Origin of the sequence: uncultured Sphingomonas sp., assembly GCF_902806265.1 — a bacterium.
GTDB lineage: Bacteria > Pseudomonadota > Alphaproteobacteria > Sphingomonadales > Sphingomonadaceae > Sphingomicrobium.
The window spans coordinates 40,591-59,103 of the sequence record NZ_CADCVZ010000036.1 but is presented as its reverse complement, the minus strand read 5'-3'; the positions used below and the strand labels follow the sequence as shown (position 1 = coordinate 59,103).

Sequence of the window (18,513 nt, the reverse complement as noted above, 5' to 3'; positions counted from 1 at the left end):
CGGGCGGCAACCGTCCTTCGGGATCGACAGCAGTGGCGCACCCAAGAGGATTCGAACCTCTGGCCTTTGCCTTCGGAGGGCAACGCTCTATCCAGCTGAGCTATGGGTGCGTTGGCACGCGCTTAGCCGCCGCGCGGCTGTGCGGCAAGCCACTGCCGCAAGGGACGGTGCAGATGGAGTGGCGCGCTGCGGCCGGCCACCATGCCGACATGGCCCGCCGGACAGGCGATCGTGGCGCCCGGCGCGGCGGTCGCGGGCGGCACGATACGGTCGCTGCCAGCGGTGAAGTGAATGGTGTTGCAGCTCGGCAGGCCGTCCAGCCACTTGCCGGTCCCCGGAAGGTCGAGCCCAAACAATCCCTCGATCAGCTCATGTGCGGCAGGCAACGGCAGCGGCTGGCCGCTGTTGGCCCAATCTTCCAGCAGGACGAAGCGCCGCGCCCCGGCGCTATCCGGCGCCAGGTCCGCGAAACTCGCATATTTGGCTACCACCCGTTCGGGATCGAGCGACCAGAAGGCGGCTTGCAGCACCTCCATCGGCAGTGCGCCGAGCTGCTCGGCAACCGGGCGGGCCTGCTGCCACAATCTGGCGAGGCCCGACCGTGCGTCCGCGGGGTAGGCGGAGAAGTGCCAGGGGGCGGCAAGGGTGGCAACTCCCGCGACCTCGGTCAGGGCCGCCGCCGCAAGCGCCAGCGTTCCGCCAAGGCAGTAGCCGACCAGCAGTGGCGGTTCGGAAAGGCTCCGCGACAACAGCGGGACCAGCAGATCGCGGACGTGTCCCGATAGATCGAGATGCCTTCGCCCGGCCAGCGACCCCCAGTCCACCAGCGCTACCCGCCCGGCTTGGCCCAATGCCGCAGCCAGCGAGGTGCCAGGGTCGAGGTCGAGCACGTGCGGCGGATTGATGATGGAAGGGACAAGGACGATCGGCCGGCCGGTGCCCGCGCAATGGCGCAGATGAGCCTCGCCCCGCGCAGCCTGCGCGCTGTCCGCGACGGGAGGAGACCGCGGGGCCGCTTGGTAGGCCCGCAGGCCGCGTAACGCCTTGGCTGCCAGCTGCGGATCGCGCGTCGCGACTTCCCGCACCAGCCCCATAAACAGCGGCAGCGGCCGGGGCGCCGGCTCATGTTGCGGTGCGTCAAGCGGGGGTGCTAGTCTGCTCACGGCAAGAGGAGCGTAGCATGGCCGAGGGCACCGCCAAGGTGACGATCAAGAAATACGCCAACCGGCGGCTCTACGACACGGAAAGTTCGGCCTACGTCACGCTGGACCGGCTGGCGCAGATGATCCGCGACGGCCGCGACTTCCAGGTGGTGGACGCCAAGACGGGCGAGGACATCACCCACCAGGTGCTGACGCAGATCATCGTGGAGGAGGAGGCTCGCGGCACGACCATGCTGCCGGTGAACTTCCTCCGGCAGCTGATCGGCCTGTACGGCAACTCGATGCAGGGCATGGTGCCGCAATATCTGGAAGGGGCGATGGCGAGCTTCGCCAAGAACCAGACGGTATTCCGCGAAGCGTTCGGCACCAACATGTTCGCCGACATCGCCCAGCGCAACATGGCCTTGTTCGAGGAGTTCACCAAGGCGTCAGCCGGCAAGCGGCAGGAGCCGGCCGCGGGCAAGGCGGACAGCGGCGAAGTGGAGGCGCTGCGGGCCGAACTCGATGCACTAAGGGCCAAGGTCGACAAGCTGGGGCGGTGATGATCGGAACTATTGTGATTGCCGCGGCGCTGCAGGCCGCAACCCCCGCCGTTGCGCCTGTCGCGGACTGGCGGGCAGTGCCGGTCGCAGGCGGTAGCTGGATCTGGCGGGCGGTTCCAGGCGGGAGCGAGGCGGTGTTCACAGACGTCCGCGGAGCACAGTTCGCACTCCGCTGCACGGTAGCGAGCCGGCGCGTGAGCCTGACCCGGACAGGAGCCATCAGCGGCGCTCCCCTAGTCGTGCGGACAAGCAGCGGAGATCGCACGCTGCCTTGGATCGCCAACCTGCCGGCGACCGATCCCTTGCTGGATGCCATCGCCTTCAGCCGGGGCAAGTTCGCGGTGGAGGTCGCGGGCGCTCCGCGGCTGGTGGTTCCGGCCTGGCCGGAAGCGGCGCGAGCTGTCGAGGATTGCCGAAAGTAGAGTGCATTACAAGACTTGAACGTGCGGCGTTTGCTGCGCATTCTTGCCGAAGCTTCAACGCAGCGAAAGGAGGTGATCCGATGTCTCATGGTTCAGCAGAGGGGTCGGTGAGGTTCGTTCGGGGGATGCGGGCTTAACACCTTGATCGTTCCGGCGTGGCCGGAGGGTGAATCGAGGTGTCAGTGAAAGCCTGCCGTGGTCTCCCGGGCTGGAACACTCCGGCCGCTGACCATGTTCGAGGGGATCATCGCCGCGGCGGTGGTCCCCTTAAACTTGCCGGCTTTTGGAGCTCGGAACCGTTGCGCTCGTGGACCGTCTTTCCCGCGGACAAAGGGAGAAGCCGAGGTGGCGAAGGACAGGACGGGCAAGTCGAACAACCAGGGCGGCAACGCTTCTTTCACCAGCCAGAACAACGATGCCCTGAGCGACTTTCCCGTTCACGGCGGCAGCGACCAGCGGGATGGCGGTGCACAGAGCGGCACCGAACGCAAGCAGGACCAAAGAGCTGCCGGCCAGGGCTCGTCCTTTGCCGCGCTGACCAGCAAGGAAAATCTCGACAAGCTGGCCAAGGCGGCGATGAGCAAGGAGATGATCGCGGCAGGTCTGGCCGCGGCCGCCGCGGCGATCAGCGCCAGCCCAACCGCCCGCCGCAAGATCCGCGACGCTGGCATGGAGGCGGCCGACACCGCCAGCAACGCCGCCACTTCCGTCGCCAGCAGCGTTGCGCGGCTCGGATCGCTGATCGCGGATGCGGTGGCGGACGCGGCTAACCGCGTGCTGTCGGGCGATGCCGGCAGCGAGGACAACAAGACGAAGGAGAGCAGCCCGGCTAGCGGTGCGGCAAGCGGGCGCCGTGCAGCCGGGGGCCAGAGCCGGGCCACCTCGGGCAGCGGCAACGGCCGGAAACGCAAGACCACGGAGGCCGCGGAGGCAGGCAAGTCTCCAGCCCGCCGCACCGCCACTAAGCGCGCGGCATCGGGCGAAAGCAAGGCCCGCGGCAGTTCGCGCAAGGGGTCCGGCTCGTCCGAGGAAGCTAGCGGCGGCGAGGGCACCGACACCACTACCAGCCGCGGGCGGCCGCGCACGGCCTCGTCGCGTGCCTCAACGCGCAAGTCGCGGACCGGAAGCACTGCCGACCGCCGGGGATCCGCGGCGGGAACCCGTACCCGCCGCACGCCCAAGAAGGGCGACGACGCGGGCGGCGGCGGCGACAACTCCGGCGGCGACAACTCGGGCGGCGCCGGCAGTTGAGCGCTGGCGCGGGCGCCCACCCGGCGCTCGCATGTCCCATCTAGCGCCCGCCTGTTGGCCATGCCAATGGGCGCGCCATGAATCCGTTCTCCGTTATCATTTTGGCGGCCGGCCAGGGTACCCGCATGCGCTCGGACACGCACAAGGTGCTCCACCCAATCGCTGGGCGCCCGATGCTGGAACATCTGCTGGACACCGTTGACCGGCTCGGCGCCGAGCGCCGGGTCGTGGTTGTCGGCAAGGGCCGGGAGCAGGTCGAGGCCGCGCTCACCGGGCATGACGCCATGATCGCGGTGCAGGAGGAGCAGAAGGGCACCGGGCACGCCGTGCAGCAGGCGCAAGGCGCGCTCGGCGGCTTCGACGGAACGGTGATCATCCTTTACGGCGACACGCCGTTCGTTGCGGCCGAGACGCTCGACGCTATGCGCGAGCGGTTGGAGGCGCCTGATCAGCCGGGCGTGGTGGTGCTGGCAAGCTGCCCCGCCGATCCCGGCGCTTACGGTCGGGTGATCCTCGGCGAAAAGGACAGCATCGCACGCATGGTGGAGTATCGCGACGCCAACCCGGCGGAGAGGGCGGTACGGCTGTGCAACAGCGGCATGATGGCGGTGCGCGCCGGCGACCTGTTCCGCTGGCTCGGCCAGGTCGGCAACACCAATGCCGCGGGCGAATATTACCTCCCGGACATCGTGATGATCGCGACCGAAGAAGGGCGCGGGGCGGTCGCCATCGAGACCGACGCCTGGCAGACCGCCGGCGTCAACAGCCGCGCCGAGTTGGCCGCGCTGGAACATGACTGGCAGCAGCGCCGCCGCCAGCGCGCTTTGGAAGAGGGCGCGACCCTGATCGACCCGGACAGCGTCTGGTTCTCGTTCGACACTGAGCTGGGTCGCGACGTGACGATCGAGCCACATGTGGTGTTCGGCCCCGGGGTGGCGATCGCCTATCGGGCGACCATCCGCGCCTTCAGCCACATGGAGGGCGCAAAGGTCGGCGCGCAAGCGGAGGTCGGGCCGTTCGCCCGGCTCCGACCCGGCGCCGAGCTCGGCCGGGGCACACGGGTCGGCAACTTCGTGGAGGTCAAGAAGGCGCGGCTCGGGGACGGCGCCAAGGCCAATCACCTTAGCTACCTGGGCGACGCGGAAATCGGAGCAGGGGCCAACATCGGGGCGGGCACCATCACCTGCAACTATGATGGCTTCTTCAAGTACCGGACGCGGATAGGCGAGCGGGCATTCATCGGCTCGAACAGCGCGCTGGTGGCCCCGGTCAACATCGGCGACGGGGCGATCGTCGGGGCGGGATCGGTGGTCACCCGAGATGTCGCGGCCGATGCGCTGGGCGTGACCAGGGCCGAACAGAAGAGCTTGGGCGGATGGGCCGCGCGGTTTCGCGAGCGGCAGGGGGCAAAGGCGAAGTAGCATGTGCGGGATTGTGGCGATCGTCGGCAGGCAAGCGGTGGCGCAGCGCTTGTTCGACGGGCTGAAGCGGCTGGAGTATCGGGGCTATGACTCCGCGGGGATCTGCACGGTCGCCGAGGGCGCGTTCGAACGGCAGCGGGCCGAGGGCAAGCTCGACAACCTCAAGGGCAAGCTGGCGGAGGACCGGCCCGAAGGAACCATCGGCATCGCCCATACCCGCTGGGCGACGCACGGCGCCCCGACCGAAGGCAACGCGCACCCGCACATCGTCGGGCCGGTCGCCCTGGTCCACAACGGCATTATCGAGAACTTCAAGCCGCTCCGGGATGAGCTGATCGGCGAAGGCCGGCAGTTCACCAGCGAAACCGACACAGAGGTGGTGGCACATCTGGTCGCGCGCGAGGTCGAGGGCGGCGCCTCGCCCGAGAATGCGGTGGCGGCGGTGCTGCCGCGGCTGCACGGGGCCTTCGCCATCGCCTTTCTGTTTCGCCACCGACCGGATCTGGTGATCGGCGCACGCATGGGAGCGCCGCTGACCGTCGGCTACGGCGAGGGTGAGAACTACCTCGGCTCGGACGCGATCGCAGTTGCGCCATGGACCCGCCGGATCGCCTACCTCGACGAAGGCGATTGGGTCGTGGCAGGCCGCGACGGGGTGCAAATCTACGACCGCTCCAACCAGCCGGTCACGCGCGAGATCGTCGACAGCGGCGCCTCAGCCGAGCACGTCGACAAGGGCAACCACGCGCACTTCATGCGCAAGGAGATCTTCGAGCAGCCGCTGGTGGTCGCGCAAACGCTGCAAAGCTACGTCCGCGCATTCGAGGGCGAAGTAGCAATCCCCGCGTTCGGCTTCGACCTGGCCGGCATCGACCGAGTGACGGTGGTCGCCTGCGGGACCAGCTACTACGCGGGCATGGTCGCCAAATATTGGTTCGAGCGCTTCGCGCGGGTGCCGGTCGACCTCGATGTGGCGAGCGAGTTCCGGTATCGCGACCCCGTGCTGGAGCCGGGCGGGCTGGCGCTGTTCATCTCGCAATCGGGGGAGACCGCGGACACGCTGGCCGCGCTGCGTCACGCCAAGAGCCAAGGGCAGACCATCGCGGTGGTGGTGAACGTGCCGACCAGCTCCATGGCGCGGGAAGCCGACCTGCTGTTGCCGACGCGGGCCGGACCGGAGATCGGAGTCGCGTCGACCAAGGCCTTCACCTGCCAATTGGCGGTGCTCGCCGCGCTTGCCGCCAACCTCGCCCGCGCCAAGGGGCGCATGAGCGCGGAGGACGAGCGGGAAATCGTGGCGCATCTGCAGGAAGCGCCCGAAGCCTTGTCCCGCGCGCTCGACCATGACGAGGACATCGCGGCAATGGCACACCTGGTCGTGCCCGCCCGCGACGTGCTCTATCTGGGCCGCGGTCCGGATTATCCGATGGCGCTGGAAGGCGCGCTGAAGCTAAAGGAAATCAGTTACATCCACGCCGAAGGCTATGCCGCGGGCGAGATGAAGCATGGTCCGATCGCGCTGATCGACAAGGATGTGCCGGTGATCGTGCTGGCGCCGTCCGGCCCGCTGTTCGAGAAGACGGTCAGCAACATGCAGGAGGTCCGCGCCCGCGGCGGGCAGATCGTGCTGATCAGCGACGCCAAGGGCATCGCCGCGGCCGGCGAGGGCTGCCTGGCAACCATCGAGATGCCCGAGGTGCACCCGCTGATCGCGCCGCTGGTCTATGCCGTCCCGGTGCAGCTGCTCGCCTACCATGTGGCGGTGCTCAAGGGCACGGACGTCGACCAGCCGCGCAACCTCGCCAAGAGTGTCACGGTGGAGTGATGCGCCGGCTTTGAACCGAACTGCACGACGCTTCGTTTGCTCCCCCGACATGTGGCTTCGGGAGCTTTGACGATGATCCGACCCCTTCTTCTCATCACGGCCTGCGCGGCGACGCTGGCGGCTTGCCAGGCGCAGCAGGAAGAGGACGCGCGCGACGTCCTGAACATGGAGAATGATGCGCAGGCGGTGCCGGTCAACGGCGCGGCGGAAACGATGGGGACGAGCACGACCGGCACCGGCATGATGCAGGCCGCAGAGCTGCGCACTGCGGACGGGCGGCAGGTCGGAACTGTGTCGACCCGCGACGAAGGCGGAGTGACCGTGCTGACTGTCGCGGTGCAGGGCATGCCGCAGGGTACCTACGGGATGCACGTGCATGCGGTCGGCAAGTGCGAGAGTCCGAAGTTCGAGAGCGCCGGGGCGCACTGGAACCCGGAGAACCGTCAGCATGGCACCACCAATCCGCAGGGCGCGCACGCGGGCGACCTTGAGAACATCACCGTCGGCCAGGCCGGCTCGGGCGGCGTGACTGCAAACCTCCGCAACGTTGCCTTGCGCGGCGGCATGACCCCGATGCTCGACGAGGACGGAGCGGCGCTGATGATCCACGCCAAGGCTGACGACTACCGAACCGACCCCAGCGGCAACAGCGGCGATCGGATCGCCTGCGCGGTTCTTGGCGCGGGTGGGGCAGGCACGGAGAGCTGACCGTTCGCCGACCGATGCCGCGATCGGCCTCTGCGACGAAGCGAGCTTCCTCTTTCGCGATGCGGCATTGGGCTGGTGGTGAAGCGTTGCGCTTCACTACTGATCCAACAGGAGCCTGCCATGCCGCAACGTTTCACCGCAACTGAGAATGCCTTCGAGAAGGGCATCGAGAACACTTCGGCCAAGCAGGGTGCCAAGCTCACGGGGGAGTGGGTCGAGGAGCTCCGCAAGGCGGATTTCCCGGGCGCGAAGGGTCTGGCCAGCGAGCTGGAGAAGCTTGAGAAGCTGCTCGGCGCCGACCAGCCGGACGGGCAGAAGATCAAGGACCTGCTGGACAAGATCGGCGAAGGCACCGCCAAGGCCGTCGAGCGTGCCGAAGACGAGAAGATCGTGGAAAAGGTTCGCGGTTTGGCCCAAGCCATGGGCGCGAAGACCGCGGCCTAGTACAAGGCGGAGCGTGCCCACCGGTCCGAGGACAGGTGGGCACGCCTTTGCCGGTTAGCGCTTGCTCATGTCCGACTGCCCGTAAGTCAGCGGGAAAGCCTGCCCGGTCTCCTTGTCGAGGCCGCGTGCGGTCCAGGCGTCAAGCGCCGTCACTCCGCCCACAAAGGCCAGCGCGCCTGCGACCGCACCCGTCTTGCGCGATGAGCCGAGCGCCAGCAGCAGAGCGCCGGTATCGAGCGTGTCGCCGAACACCCGGTTCCAGACATTGAACGAGACTGCGGGTCCGCGCAGCAGCATCGCGCCCGCCGCCAGCTCGCGCAGCCCGAAGGCAAGTATCGTCTTCCTGGCGGGACCATCTTCATCGAGCCCCAGCGCACGCGCGATCCGGCCCGGCGCCGCGACCTCCAGCGCACCCACCGCGATGCTGAACACACCAAGGCCCAGACCCAGCTTCTTGTAGTCCATCCGATCCTCCATTGCGTGCCGCCTCAACGGCACGGGCATGGCCGCGTTCCCGTCAGCGGGTGGCCGCCGACACGCTTAGGGTGCCGGGCGGAAGCGGTCCGATCAGCTCGGCGGCGGGCGCGTCATGATCGAGCCACGCCTGCCACTTGGCGGCGGGCAGCACGGCGACCTGCCGACCGTGGTAAGGCGCAACGTCCGGACCGGGCGGACAGGTCAGCATGGTGAACGCCTCGCCACCCTCCGGCACGGCGCGGACCAGGCCGGCGATGCCCAGCGGCGCACCGGCGGGATCGGTGAACAGCCACCGGTTCTTGCGCTTGGCCCCAGGCTCCGTCGGCGCGGTGAACTCGTAAAACCCGTCGGTCAGGATCAGGCACCGGCCCGAGCCGAACTCGCGTCCGTCCGAGCGGAAGTTGTAGACTGGCTTGCCGCCCGAACCCGGCCAGCTCCAGCGGCGCACGACCAGCTCGTAACGCCCGCCAGCGCCCGCGGCCCGCACGATGGGACCTGGATCGGTGATGGCGACGTCCCGCGGCTGGAGGTTGGGGATACCTTCGGGAAAGCCGAGGGGCATGCCAAGCTGCTCGATCATTCGCCGGAGCCCCTCGGGCGCGCTGGTCTGGGTGTAAAGATTGCACACGCTCGAAGCTTAGCGCGGCCGCGGACATCCGGCACTCGCGGTTTTCCGCCGGACCCACTATCTCCGTTGTCATGGCATCCCAGGAGATCGAAGCACTGGCCGGCGCGCTTGCCAGGCTGCCGGGCCTCGGGCCACGCTCGGCCCGGCGGGCGGTGCTGCACCTGATGAAACGGCGGGAGAATGCGCTGCAGCCGCTGCTCGCGGCGCTGCAGAACGTTGCGGAGAAGCTGTCCACCTGCTCGACCTGCGGCAACGTCGACACGGCAGACCCCTGCAGCATCTGCCGCGACGCACGTCGCGACGAGCGCAGCCTGTGCGTGGTTGAGGAGGTGGCCGATCTTTGGGCGCTCGACCGGTCGCGGCTATTCCCTGGCCGTTACCATGTGCTGGGCGGTCGCCTGTCGGCGCTTGAGGGCGTGCGGCCCGATGACCTCAACATCGACGGCTTGCTGCGCCGAGTGTCGGCCGGGGGCATCGACGAGGTCGTATTGGCGATGAACGCGACGCTGGAAGGCCAGACCACCGCGCACTACCTTGCCGAGCGACTCGAGAAGCATCCGGTGCGGCTGACCCAGCTGGCGCACGGCCTGCCGGTCGGCGGCGAGCTCGACTATCTCGACGAGGGCACACTGGCGCAGGCGCTGAGGGCCCGCCGTCCGGTTGCTTGATCGCCTGACCGGCGGGAGCTAACCGGCGCTTATGCCATTGCTTTCGATCATCGAAGTTCCCGATCCGATTCTCCGCGCCCCTTCCGCGCCCGTGGAACGCGTCGACGACGAGCTGCAGCGGCTGATCGCGGACATGTTCGAGACGATGTACAAGGCGCCGGGCATCGGCCTTGCCGCCGTGCAGGTTGCGGTGCCGCGGCGGCTGCTGGTGATCGACCTGCAGGAGCCCGAGCCGGTTGGAGAGGGGGAGGAGCCGGGCGAGCCGGTCAAGCGGCCCCACGTCTTCATCAACCCGGAGGTCCTGCACCGCTCTGACGCGCGCAAGAGCTACAACGAAGGCTGCCTCTCGATCCCCGAGCAGTATGCCGAGATCGAGCGTCCCGACACGATCCGGCTCAGTTGGACCGATGCGGACGGCCGCGCCCAGGAAGGCGAGTTCGCCGGCCTCATGTCGGTGTGCCTGCAGCATGAGGTTGACCACCTCAACGGCGTGCTGTTCATCGACTATCTGTCCCGGCTGAAGCGCGACATGATCGTCAAGAAGGTGGTCAAGGCCCGCCGGGAGCGGGACGGGGCCGCGGTTCTTTAGCGCTCAGGCGATCGAAGCCGCGGCGTTGCGGCAGTCGGCGGCGCATTCCCGGCAGATCTGCGCGCACAGCTGGCAATGCTCATGGTCATGGCGCTCGCACTCGGCGGCGCAGGCGTCGCACATGCGGGCGCAGACATCGAGCAGTTCGCGCAAGGTCGGCTGGTCGTCGCCGGTCCGTCGCAGCCCGAGCCGGGAGGTCGCCTCGCAGATGTCGGAGCAGTCGAGGCACAGGCGGATGCATTGGGTCATGTCGTGGCCCTGCTCGGCCATGCAGGCATCGGCGCAGCTCAGGCACATCTTCGCGCAGTACATCAGGTGGTGCACGGCGTCGGCCAGCGCGTGGTTGTGGTGTTCGCGGCTGGCCGGATGCAGGCCGATCATCTTGCGAATGGACATGGGCTCTCCTGTTCACGGCGGCAGCAGAATGGGCGCAATGTTCCGCTTGAGCAAGGCCGCACATGGCCGTAAGTTCCCATTTCGTTCCGGTCGGGGGTGAGTCATGGACGCAGTGATGGTGGCGGTTCTGGCGGTCGGCGCACTGCTGGTCGGCCTGGCGCTCGGCTGGTTTCTGGGCGGACGCCCCGCCGCCGCGGCAAGGGCGGAGGCTGAGGTCCTGCGGGGCCGTTGCGGAACCGCGGAGCAGGAGCTGGCGGTCGCCGCCGAGCGTGCCCGTCGGCTGCCGCAAACGGAGGAGACGCTGCGGGTGGTAACGGACGAGCGCGATGCCGTTCGTCAGCAGCTCGCGGCGGCGACGGAGCGGGCCGGGCAGGTGGATCAGCTGAGCGATCGGCTGCGGGCAGTTACTGCCGAGCGGGACGAGGCGCTACGGGGCAAGGCGGCTCTCGAGGCGGACGTGCGCAACTTCGACGAACGCATGACCGACCTGCAGAAGTCGCGTGACGGGCTGATCGCGCAATTTCGCGAGGTCGGCGACAAGCTGCTGGAGAAGGCGCACCAGGATTTCCTGACCAAGGCCGACGATCGCCTGGCCAAAGCCGACAAGGAAAGCAGCGCCAAGCTGCAGAACCTCCTGCAACCGGTCGAGGCAACCCTGAAGCGATACGAGGAAGGGCTGCAGCGCGTGGAAAAGGAGCGGGTCGATCACTACGCCGGCCTGCGCGAAGCGGTCGAGCTGGTCCGCACGGGACAGGGCCAGGTCCGCGACGAAGCACGCCGGCTGGTCACCGCGCTGACCTCCTCGCCCAAGCAGCGCGGGCGTTGGGGCGAGAAGTCGCTTGAGAACGTTCTGACGCAGGCCGGGTTGGTCAAGAACATCGACTTCCACATGGAGGTCTCGGTCGACGCTGACGAAGGCCGGTTGCGGCCGGACGCGGTGGTCAACTTGCCCGATGGGCGCAAGCTGATCGTCGATGCCAAATGCTCGCTCAACGCCTACCTCGATGGGTGCGACGAGGTCGACGACGAGCGGCGCACCGCCTGCTTCCGGGCGCATCTCGCCTCCATCGTCCGTCACGCTCAGCAGCTCGGCAGCAAGAATTACTGGGCGCAGTTCGGCGACTCGGCGGACTATGTCGTCATGTACATCCCGGGCGAGCACTTCCTGTCGGCGGCGCTCGAGCAGGATCCCGACCTATGGGAAAAGGCACACAAGGACCGCGTTCTGCTCGCCACACCGACCAACCTGGTGGCGATCGCGCGCACGGTCGCCAGCATGTGGAAGCAGGAGAAGCTCGCCAAGGCGGCCGAGGAGATCGCCGGCCTGGGCAAGGAGCTCCACCTGCGGCTGGCGACCATGGCCGAGCATGTCGCGCGCATGGGCAAGAATCTCGCAACCGCCAACGCCGCCTACAACCAGATGGTCGGCAGCTTCGAGAGCCAAGTCTTCACACAGGCCCGGCGCTTCGAGACCCTGGGCGCAGGAAGCGCCAAGGAGATCGCGGTTCCGCCGATGGTCGAAGCGCTGCCGCGGCCGATGACCAAGCTCGCTCCGCCCGCCGACTCGGACTTGCCACCCATCGCGGCGGAATGAAGCCGCCTACGGCTGACCGGTCGGCTCTCCGCCGCAACCCTGGAAGGCGCGGCCGTCGACGCTGAGCTGCACTTTGTCCGGGTAGACGCGGCCGCTCATGCCGTCGCTGCATGATCCGTGGACGACGTTGAGGCTGATCCGCGGCGTCCGGTAGATTTCGCCGGCGACGCCGATGATCGGCGGCGGCGTCGGCTGGGCGATCTGCACCCCTGGCACGTTGGCTTCGGTGAAAACGATCTCCGCCGAATTCATGGTCAGGCGCCAGAACGGCTCGGTGCCGAGCGCCACATAGAGCTGTCCGGTCGGCGGCGGCGGTGGCGGGGGCGGCGGCGTTATGCAGCCGGCCAGCAGCACGGCGAGCAGCGGTGCAATCTTTTTCATGCCGTTGGTCCTTCCTCCTGGCGGGGCGCGAGGTCGATCGTGCCAGCTTCGCCGACCAGCCGGGTCCGGCCGTCCGCATGTTCGATCCGCGGGTTGGCGTTCAGCACCGCCTTGCCCTCGCGCTCGAAGCGGTCGGCAGGATCGCCGCACGCCATCTGTGTGCCAAGCAGACGGGTGACGGCAAGATGGTCGCCGTTCCGAGCCGCCTGGCCTTGCAGGCCGTTGCAGCCGAACGCCGCTTGGATTTCGCCGCCAATCAGGGTGAGCACGAAATTCTCACCCCCGCCGGTCGGAACGCCGTTGATCGCGGTTACCGTCCAATTGCCTTCCGCCGGGTCCGGCGCAGCGCCCGCCGGCCTGGCCGCGTCCACGGCGAGCAGGCCACCACCGCAGCCCCGCGCTGCCTGGCCGCTCGGCAGCGCCACGCTGACCTTGTCGCGCCAAGCGTGGTTGCTCATGCCGTCCCTGCATGGGCCGGGCGCAATGGTGATCGCCAACCGGCCGGACCGGTAGGTCCCGGACCTCGGGGCGAAGCCGGGCGGCGTGGCTTCGACGAGCCGGGTCGTGCCATCATTGCCCTGGAAGAGCATGGCATTCGCCCGCACGGTTAGTGCCCAGCCCGGCTCGGTGCCCAGTGCCTTATAGACGGTCTCGCCAGGCTCCGTGACCGCAGCGGCTACGGCGGCTGCAGATGCCTCGCTTCCGCCGGCAAGCACTTCGTTGCTGGCTGCAGCCTCCTGCATCGCCTGCTCGTCGGTCAGCCGGTCCTGAGCGCCGTTGCAGCCCGCGGTAACCAGCAGAAGCATCAGGGCAGCTCGTTTCATCCGCTTAACAAACGCAGCAAGGTCAGGCTTGTTGCGAGCTTAGCTGCGCCAGCTTGCCCGGACCTGAAAGGCCATTACTGCGGCCGCCACGGCGGCGTTCAGGCTGTCGGCGCGTCCGGCCATCGGGATTTTTACCAGCAGGTCGCACTCGTCCTCATAGTCTACCGGCAGTCCGGCCTGCTCGTTCCCGATCAGCAGGAAGCATGGCTGCTCGTAAGTGGCGGACAGGTAATCCGTGTCGGTCTTGAGGCTGGTCCCGACGAGCTGGCCAGGGCCGGCGCGCAGCCAGGGCAGGAACTCATCCCAACGCGCCTGCACGACGGTCTGGGTGAAGATCGCCCCCATGGAAGCGCGAACCGCCTCGACCGAATAGGGGTCGGCGCTATTGTCGATCAAGATGAGCCCGCCCGCGCCGACGGCGTCGCCCGTGCGCAGGATGGTGCCGATGTTGCCCGGATCGCGAAGCTTCTCGGCCACCATCCATAAGGGTGCGGCCGAGCGGTTGAGATCGGCCAAGCGGTTCTGCGGCTGGCAGTACGCGCCGAGCAGCACCTGCGGGTTCTCCTTGCCGCTCATTTTGGCCAAGATGTCGGGCGTTGTCTGGATCACATCGCCGCCCGCAGCTTCGGTCGCTGAGACGATCTCGGCGGCGAGCGGATGGAGCCCGCCCACGGCGGAAAAGGCGAGTACCTCCGGAAGCATCCCGCTGTCGCGCGCTTCGGCGACGATGCGCAGGCCTTCAGCCAGGAACAGCCCTTGTTCGCGCCTGGCCTTCTTGTCGCGAAGGGACCTCAGCTGCTTGACGGTGTCGTTCGAGAAAGAGGTGATCTGGCGGGGCATCACTCCTCGCCGAACCGGTCCTCGACCAGCGTGACCAGCCGGGCCAGCGCCTCCTCCGCGCCGTCTCCGCGCGCGCTGATCCGAATGGTATCGCCCCGCGCGGCGCCCAGCATCATCAGGCCCATGATGGAAGTGCCGCACACCGCATGCCCGTCCTTGGCGACCTCGATCTCGGCCGGGAGCTCGCTGGCGAGGCCGACGAACTTGGCACTCGCCCGGGCATGGAGCCCGCGGCGGTTCTCGATGCGGACTTCGCGGGTGACTTCGGTCAAGCGGCGGCCTCGCCCAGTATTTCGGACGCCACCGAGATGTATTTGCGGCCGGCCTCGCGCGCCGCGGCCACCGCTGCGCGCACGCCCAGCACCTTGCGCGCGCCTTCCAGCCGGATCAGCATCGGCAGGTTGACGCCCGCGATGACCTCGACGTTCTCGCTCTTCATCAGGCTGATCGCCAGGTTGGACGGGGTGCCGCCGAACAGGTCGGTGAGGATGATCACGCCCTGGCCGCCCTCGACCCGGCCGACCGCATCCGCGATGTCGGTGCGGCGTGCTTCCATGTCGTCGTCCGGCCCGATGCACACGGCTTCGATCGCCTTTTGCGGTCCGACGACATGTTCCATCGCAATGATGAACTCGGCCGCCAGCCGGCCATGAGTCACCAGTACTAGTCCAATCATTCAGTCACCCGATGTCGTTCTCGCGCTTGGGCTCAGCGCGGCAGGTTCCTCGATGGAATCGCTCGGGCTTGTTGCAAGATCGCGGTGCCGGATATTCGGCGAAAAGCCGCGAACACGCAACCGTTCGGCCATCTCGACCGCAGCGGCGACCGAGCGATGTCTCCCTCCGGTACAGCCGAAGGCCACCCCAACGTAGCTCTTTCCGCTGTTCCAGTAGCGCGGGATGAGGTCGGCAAGAAGCTCTTCCACCCGGTCCATCGTTTCGCGCCATCCCGGTTGCGCGGCGACATACTGCTGCACCGGCTGATCAAGGCCCGTCAGCGGCCGGAGTTCATCAACCCAGTGCGGGTTAGGCACGAAGCGCAGATCGAAGATCAGGTCGGCGGTTCGGCTGGCCCCGCGGGCGAAGCCGAAGCTGCCGATGGTGATCACCGGTTCATCGCGATCCTCTCCGTAGCGCCGGCGCAGCTCGTCCCGCAGGTCGGCGGGCTTGAGATCGGTCGTATCCAGGATCGAGTCGGCGGCGAGGCGGAGGGCGGAGGTGAGATTCCGCTCTTTGGCAATGCCGTCCTCTGCCGGGCGGTCAGGCGCCAGCGGGTGGCGCCGGCGCGTCTCATTGTAGCGGCGGATGAGTTCGTTGCCGGCAGCGTCGAGATAGAGGATCTCGGGTCGTACCCCAGCAATGGAGCGAATCAGGCGGGGCAACGCCGCCGCATCGAAGCCGCGGCTGCGCGCGTCCATGCCCACGGCGACGTGAGTATCGCGCCGCGCCCGATCGGCGCCGTGCACGAAATCGTGGAGGAGGGCCGATGGCAGGTTGTCGACGGTGTCCCAGCCCATGTCCTCCAGCGCGTCCAGTACCGTCGACTTACCCGCGCCCGACATGCCGGTGACCAGCAGCAGGCGCGGCAAGCGCTCGGAACGAGGCCGCGCTTCGTAGTTCACTTGAGCCGGCCGAACCTGTCCAGCGCCAGTGCGACCTTGGCCGCGGCGGAGGCGGTGGTCGCGTCCACGCTGATCAAGGGAAGGGGCGTGCCGAGCACGGAGCGTTCGCGGCTGTCGTCGGGCATGCGGCGGATGTCGCTGGTAAGGTCCACAATCAGGCAGATAGGAACGTCGCTAACGGTTTCCATGTCCACGATGCCGATGCCGCGAACCTCCAGCTTTCCCGCAATGGCGGCAGGGGCGGCGGCAAGCAGCCGCTCCCCGGACTTGCGCACAAGCGTCTGGTCGTCGCTGACCAGGGTAAAGCCGCGATCGATCAGGCGAAGCGCGAGGTCCGACTTGCCCGCGCCCGATGGGCCGCTGATCAGCACCGCCCGGCCGTCAACCGCTACGCAGGTGGCATGGATGGTTTCGGACGATAGGCGGATGGTCATGCTTGTGCTGCTCCCGCCGCCGGAAGGCAGATGGTGAAGCGCGCTCCGGAGGGCGCATCGTCGCGGTCGGCCACGTCTATCTCCCCGTCGTGGCCCTTCACGATCGCACGCGCGATCGCCAAGCCGAGGCCAGAATGGCGACCGAACTGGTCGCTATCGGGCCGTACTGAATGGAACCGGTTAAAGATCGCTTCACGCGCTTCAGCCGGCACGCCGGGCCCTTCATCGTCAATCCGCAGCCGCACCTTGTCGCCGACCCGCGCAACGGCGACCTCCACCAGCCCGCTGGGCGGAGAAAAGCTGATGGCATTGTCGACGAGGTTGTCGATGGCGCGGGCAAGGCGGCCGGGCTCCCCAAGCACGACCGTACTTCCAGCGCGCGGACGTGCAAAGGCCAGCCGTACGTCACCCTTGGTCCGCTGCTGCTCCCACCCGCTCGTCAACTGGCCGATCAAGGCGCCAAGATCGACCGGCTCGAAGCGGGCGCGGGCCAGCTCGGCATCGGTTCTTGCCGCCTCGCCGATGTCGCCGATTAGCCGGTCCAGACGCAGCACATCCTGACGAACCACATCGAGCAGCTGTGAACGGAGCCCCGGATCCTCGATCCGCTCAAGCCCGTCTACGGCGGAGCGGAGGCTGGCTAGCGGGTTCTTGAGCTCGTGGGTGACGTCCGCCGCGAACGCTTCGATGTTGTCGATGCGCTGGCGCAGTGCCTGGCTCATGTCACTGACCGAGCGGGCAAGCAGGCCGATCTCGTCGCGGCGGGAGGGCAGGCGGGGCACCTTGACCTCGCGGGCGCGGCCCTGACGCACGCGATGAGCGGCGAGCGCCAGGCGCCGCAACGGCCGAGCGATGGTGCGCGCCAGGAACAGGGACAGCAGCACGGAGAGAACTGTCGCGACCAGCAATCCCAGGCCGAGCTTGCGTCGCTCCGCCCGCACGGTGCGGGTGAAGTTGCGATCGTTGTAGGTGACGAGCACCACCGCTCCCGCGGTGGCCGGCACGGCCGTGGAGATCACGGGCGTGAGGTCGGGCGCGTTGCGCACTGCGGTAACGGCGCGGCGACCGCGGGCTGCCTGGACCGCCTCCGGCCACGCTCCGAGCCGATCCACGGGGGGTTCCTCATAGTCCGGCGGGGAGCGTTCGCCCACGACCGCGTTGAAGCCGCGGTCCAGGGTGCGGGCGATCGCCTTGGTCCAGGGCTGCTCGCTGGGATCGCGCAGCCGATAAGTCGGGCCGCTCGTCCGCCAGCTGTCGAGCAGCAGGTTGCCGCTGGGGGCATACAAGCGGTACCGGCTGTTGCTGGCCGCGCCGATGCGGCCGAAATATTCGGTCCAACTCCGGGTCGGAAGGCTGCCTAGCGCAGCCGCGGCGAGATGGGCTTCGCGCTGGACCTGGCGTTCCCGTTCGTCCTGCAGCTGGTTGCGGAAGCTGTCCAGGAACAGCACGGCCAGCGCCACCACCACCAGGGTGATGACATTCACCGCCAGGATCCGTCGCCTCAGCGACCAGCGGCGCGACCAGCCGAGCGCCAGATCGCGCTCGATCGTGTCGCCCGCGTCATTCTTCGCCGAAACGGTAGCCGACGCCATATAGGGTTTCGATCGCGTCGAACTCCGGATCGACGCTGCGGAACTTGCGCCGGACGCGCTTGATGTGGCTGTCGATCGTGCGGTCGTCGACGTAGACGTCGTCCTGGTAAGCGATGTCGAGCAGCTGATTGCGGCTCTTCACCACGCCCGGACGCTGGGCCAGGGCTTCCAGGATCAGGAACTCGGTAACGGTCAGGGTGACGGGCCTGCCGTCCCAGGTAACGCGGTGGCGCGCCGGGTCCATCAGCAGACGGCCACGCTCGATCGGCGGACTGCTCGGGTCGTCGGGTAGGGCGTCCGGGCCGCCGCGGGTCATCTCCGTACGGCGCAGGATCGCGCGGATGCGCGCAATAAGCAGGCGCTGGCTGAACGGCTTGGCGATATAGTCGTCGGCGCCCATCGCCAGCCCTAGCGCTTCGTCCAGCTCGTCGTCCTTGGAGGTGAGAAAGATCGCGGGCATCCTGGCCGCGGGCCCGTCGCTCTCCCGCAAGCGCCTGAGCAGCTCCATGCCGTCCATGCCGGGCATCTTGATGTCCAGCACCGCAAGCTCCGCCGGGTTGTCGGCCAGCGCCTTCAAGGCACTGGCGGCGTCGGTGTAGACGCGGGTGATGAAGCCCTCGTCCTGGAGCGCGATCGACACGGAGGTGAGAATATTGCGGTCGTCGTCGACCAGCGCGATCACCTGGCTCAATG

23 protein-coding genes and 1 tRNA gene are annotated in these 18,513 nt (G+C 68.0%); 10 read left to right on the top strand and 14 right to left on the bottom strand.

Features of this window, described 5'->3' with window-relative positions; translation table 11 throughout:
* Nucleotides 1–33 precede the first annotated feature (33 nt).
* Nucleotides 34–110, bottom strand: a tRNA-Arg gene (locus tag QZX62_RS08250).
* Nucleotides 111–122: 12 nt separating this feature from the next.
* Nucleotides 123–1,163 (bottom strand): alpha/beta fold hydrolase, encoded by a 1,041-nt coding sequence (locus QZX62_RS08245; protein ID WP_294173584.1) that lies wholly within the window; start codon nt 1,161–1,163, stop codon nt 123–125.
* Nucleotides 1,164–1,180: 17 nt separating this feature from the next.
* Here QZX62_RS08245 and phaR point away from each other — a divergent pair, with 17 nt between their 5' ends.
* The 7 genes from phaR (at nt 1,181) to QZX62_RS08210 (ending at nt 7,776) form a co-directional block, all read left to right on the top strand.
* Nucleotides 1,181–1,705, top strand: coding sequence for a polyhydroxyalkanoate synthesis repressor PhaR (phaR, locus tag QZX62_RS08240; RefSeq protein WP_294173583.1), 525 nt, complete (start codon nt 1,181–1,183; stop codon nt 1,703–1,705).
* Nucleotides 1,705–2,127 carry a hypothetical protein gene (locus QZX62_RS08235; RefSeq protein WP_294173582.1) on the top strand — a complete coding sequence of 141 codons (423 nt, stop codon included), beginning with the start codon at nt 1,705–1,707 and terminating at the stop codon, nt 2,125–2,127. The genes phaR and QZX62_RS08235 overlap by 1 nt, the downstream gene beginning before the upstream one ends.
* Before the next feature lie 345 nt (nt 2,128–2,472).
* Nucleotides 2,473–3,378, top strand: a complete 906-nt coding sequence (locus tag QZX62_RS08230; RefSeq protein WP_294173580.1) for a hypothetical protein — start codon at nt 2,473–2,475, stop codon at nt 3,376–3,378.
* Nucleotides 3,379–3,455: 77 nt separating this feature from the next.
* The gene (glmU, locus tag QZX62_RS08225) at nt 3,456–4,799 is read left to right on the top strand and encodes a bifunctional UDP-N-acetylglucosamine diphosphorylase/glucosamine-1-phosphate N-acetyltransferase GlmU (protein WP_294173577.1); all 1,344 of its coding nucleotides are present in this window, start codon (nt 3,456–3,458) and stop codon (nt 4,797–4,799) included.
* Between the two features lies 1 nt (nt 4,800).
* Nucleotides 4,801–6,624, top strand: a complete 1,824-nt coding sequence (glmS, locus tag QZX62_RS08220) for a glutamine--fructose-6-phosphate transaminase (isomerizing) (protein ID WP_294173575.1) — start codon at nt 4,801–4,803, stop codon at nt 6,622–6,624.
* 72 nt (nt 6,625–6,696) lie between these two features.
* Nucleotides 6,697–7,332, top strand: coding sequence for a superoxide dismutase family protein (locus tag QZX62_RS08215; RefSeq protein ID WP_294173574.1), 636 nt, complete (start codon nt 6,697–6,699; stop codon nt 7,330–7,332).
* Between the two features lie 120 nt (nt 7,333–7,452).
* Entirely contained in the window at nt 7,453–7,776 is a 324-nt protein-coding gene (locus tag QZX62_RS08210) for a hypothetical protein (RefSeq protein WP_294173572.1), read from the top strand.
* Between the two features lie 54 nt (nt 7,777–7,830).
* On the opposite strand, the gene QZX62_RS08205 is transcribed toward QZX62_RS08210, so the two are convergent.
* Nucleotides 7,831–8,241: a hypothetical protein gene (locus QZX62_RS08205; protein ID WP_294173570.1), complete on the bottom strand. Its 411-nt coding sequence runs from the start codon at nt 8,239–8,241 to the stop codon at nt 7,831–7,833.
* A gap of 52 nt (nt 8,242–8,293) precedes the next feature.
* Entirely contained in the window at nt 8,294–8,881 is a 588-nt protein-coding gene (locus QZX62_RS08200) for an SOS response-associated peptidase family protein (protein ID WP_294173567.1), read from the bottom strand.
* A gap of 71 nt (nt 8,882–8,952) precedes the next feature.
* On the opposite strand from QZX62_RS08200, the gene recR reads away from it, so the two are divergent.
* Together recR and def are read left to right on the top strand one after the other, a co-directional pair.
* Nucleotides 8,953–9,549 carry a recombination mediator RecR gene (gene recR / locus QZX62_RS08195; protein ID WP_294173566.1) on the top strand — a complete coding sequence of 199 codons (597 nt, stop codon included), beginning with the start codon at nt 8,953–8,955 and terminating at the stop codon, nt 9,547–9,549.
* A 31-nt stretch (nt 9,550–9,580) separates the two neighbouring features.
* Nucleotides 9,581–10,138, top strand: coding sequence for a peptide deformylase (gene def, locus QZX62_RS08190; protein WP_294173564.1), 558 nt, complete (start codon nt 9,581–9,583; stop codon nt 10,136–10,138).
* A 3-nt stretch (nt 10,139–10,141) separates the two neighbouring features.
* Here the strand turns inward: def and QZX62_RS08185 are convergent, their stop codons facing one another.
* The gene (locus QZX62_RS08185) at nt 10,142–10,534 is read right to left on the bottom strand and encodes a four-helix bundle copper-binding protein (RefSeq protein WP_294173563.1); all 393 of its coding nucleotides are present in this window, start codon (nt 10,532–10,534) and stop codon (nt 10,142–10,144) included.
* A 103-nt stretch (nt 10,535–10,637) separates the two neighbouring features.
* On the opposite strand from QZX62_RS08185, the gene rmuC reads away from it, so the two are divergent.
* A complete protein-coding gene (gene rmuC / locus QZX62_RS08180) occupies nt 10,638–12,128 on the top strand; it encodes a DNA recombination protein RmuC (RefSeq protein ID WP_294173562.1) in 1,491 nt (496 codons plus the stop codon).
* 6 nt (nt 12,129–12,134) lie between these two features.
* Here rmuC and QZX62_RS08175 read toward each other — a convergent pair whose 3' ends face one another.
* From QZX62_RS08175 to QZX62_RS08135, 9 genes are read right to left on the bottom strand one after another with little or no spacing between them, the layout of a single operon-like run.
* On the bottom strand, nt 12,135–12,509 hold the full coding sequence (locus QZX62_RS08175) for a hypothetical protein (RefSeq protein WP_294173560.1): 375 nt from the start codon (nt 12,507–12,509) through the stop codon (nt 12,135–12,137).
* Complete coding sequence (locus tag QZX62_RS08170; protein ID WP_294173559.1) at nt 12,506–13,333, bottom strand: META domain-containing protein; 828 nt, start codon at nt 13,331–13,333, stop codon at nt 12,506–12,508. The genes QZX62_RS08175 and QZX62_RS08170 overlap by 4 nt, the downstream gene beginning before the upstream one ends.
* A gap of 39 nt (nt 13,334–13,372) precedes the next feature.
* Complete coding sequence (locus tag QZX62_RS08165) at nt 13,373–14,173, bottom strand: RNA methyltransferase (protein WP_294173557.1); 801 nt, start codon at nt 14,171–14,173, stop codon at nt 13,373–13,375.
* On the bottom strand, nt 14,173–14,445 hold the full coding sequence (locus QZX62_RS08160) for an HPr family phosphocarrier protein (protein ID WP_294173556.1): 273 nt from the start codon (nt 14,443–14,445) through the stop codon (nt 14,173–14,175). The genes QZX62_RS08165 and QZX62_RS08160 overlap by 1 nt, the downstream gene beginning before the upstream one ends.
* Nucleotides 14,442–14,849 carry a PTS sugar transporter subunit IIA gene (locus tag QZX62_RS08155; protein ID WP_294173555.1) on the bottom strand — a complete coding sequence of 136 codons (408 nt, stop codon included), beginning with the start codon at nt 14,847–14,849 and terminating at the stop codon, nt 14,442–14,444. The genes QZX62_RS08160 and QZX62_RS08155 overlap by 4 nt, the downstream gene beginning before the upstream one ends.
* Nucleotides 14,850–15,794: an RNase adapter RapZ gene (gene rapZ / locus QZX62_RS08150; RefSeq protein WP_294173554.1), complete on the bottom strand. Its 945-nt coding sequence runs from the start codon at nt 15,792–15,794 to the stop codon at nt 14,850–14,852.
* Entirely contained in the window at nt 15,791–16,228 is a 438-nt protein-coding gene (locus tag QZX62_RS08145) for an HPr kinase/phosphorylase (RefSeq protein ID WP_294173553.1), read from the bottom strand. Before QZX62_RS08145 ends, rapZ begins: the two co-directional genes overlap by 4 nt.
* A complete protein-coding gene (locus QZX62_RS08140) occupies nt 16,225–17,820 on the bottom strand; it encodes an ATP-binding protein (RefSeq protein WP_294173552.1) in 1,596 nt (531 codons plus the stop codon). Before QZX62_RS08140 ends, QZX62_RS08145 begins: the two co-directional genes overlap by 4 nt.
* Nucleotides 17,789–18,511, bottom strand: a complete 723-nt coding sequence (locus QZX62_RS08135; RefSeq protein ID WP_294173550.1) for a response regulator transcription factor — start codon at nt 18,509–18,511, stop codon at nt 17,789–17,791. Before QZX62_RS08135 ends, QZX62_RS08140 begins: the two co-directional genes overlap by 32 nt.
* Between the last annotated feature and the right edge of the window lie 2 nt (nt 18,512–18,513).

Excerpts from the sequence above, each read along its gene's own strand:
- QZX62_RS08215 (WP_294173574.1), top strand. The coding sequence starts at position 6,697 with ATGATCCGACCCCTTCTTCTCATCACGGCCTGCGCGGCGACGCTGGCG.
- def (WP_294173564.1), top strand. The coding sequence starts at position 9,581 with ATGCCATTGCTTTCGATCATCGAAGTTCCCGATCCGATTCTCCGCGCC.
- glmU (WP_294173577.1), top strand. The coding sequence starts at position 3,456 with ATGAATCCGTTCTCCGTTATCATTTTGGCGGCCGGCCAGGGTACCCGC.
- QZX62_RS08235 (WP_294173582.1), top strand. The coding sequence starts at position 1,705 with ATGATCGGAACTATTGTGATTGCCGCGGCGCTGCAGGCCGCAACCCCC.
- glmS (WP_294173575.1), top strand. The coding sequence starts at position 4,801 with ATGTGCGGGATTGTGGCGATCGTCGGCAGGCAAGCGGTGGCGCAGCGC.
- QZX62_RS08205 (WP_294173570.1), bottom strand. The coding sequence starts at position 8,241 with ATGGACTACAAGAAGCTGGGTCTGGGCCTTGGTGTGTTCAGCATCGCG.
- rmuC (WP_294173562.1), top strand. The coding sequence starts at position 10,638 with ATGGACGCAGTGATGGTGGCGGTTCTGGCGGTCGGCGCACTGCTGGTC.
- QZX62_RS08165 (WP_294173557.1), bottom strand. The coding sequence starts at position 14,173 with ATGCCCCGCCAGATCACCTCTTTCTCGAACGACACCGTCAAGCAGCTG.
- phaR (WP_294173583.1), top strand. The coding sequence starts at position 1,181 with ATGGCCGAGGGCACCGCCAAGGTGACGATCAAGAAATACGCCAACCGG.
- QZX62_RS08185 (WP_294173563.1), bottom strand. The coding sequence starts at position 10,534 with ATGTCCATTCGCAAGATGATCGGCCTGCATCCGGCCAGCCGCGAACAC.
- QZX62_RS08140 (WP_294173552.1), bottom strand. The coding sequence starts at position 17,820 with ATGGCGTCGGCTACCGTTTCGGCGAAGAATGACGCGGGCGACACGATC.
- recR (WP_294173566.1), top strand. The coding sequence starts at position 8,953 with ATGGCATCCCAGGAGATCGAAGCACTGGCCGGCGCGCTTGCCAGGCTG.
- QZX62_RS08210 (WP_294173572.1), top strand. The coding sequence starts at position 7,453 with ATGCCGCAACGTTTCACCGCAACTGAGAATGCCTTCGAGAAGGGCATC.
- QZX62_RS08170 (WP_294173559.1), bottom strand. The coding sequence starts at position 13,333 with ATGAAACGAGCTGCCCTGATGCTTCTGCTGGTTACCGCGGGCTGCAAC.
- QZX62_RS08175 (WP_294173560.1), bottom strand. The coding sequence starts at position 12,509 with ATGAAAAAGATTGCACCGCTGCTCGCCGTGCTGCTGGCCGGCTGCATA.
- QZX62_RS08155 (WP_294173555.1), bottom strand. The coding sequence starts at position 14,849 with ATGATTGGACTAGTACTGGTGACTCATGGCCGGCTGGCGGCCGAGTTC.
- QZX62_RS08145 (WP_294173553.1), bottom strand. The coding sequence starts at position 16,228 with ATGACCATCCGCCTATCGTCCGAAACCATCCATGCCACCTGCGTAGCG.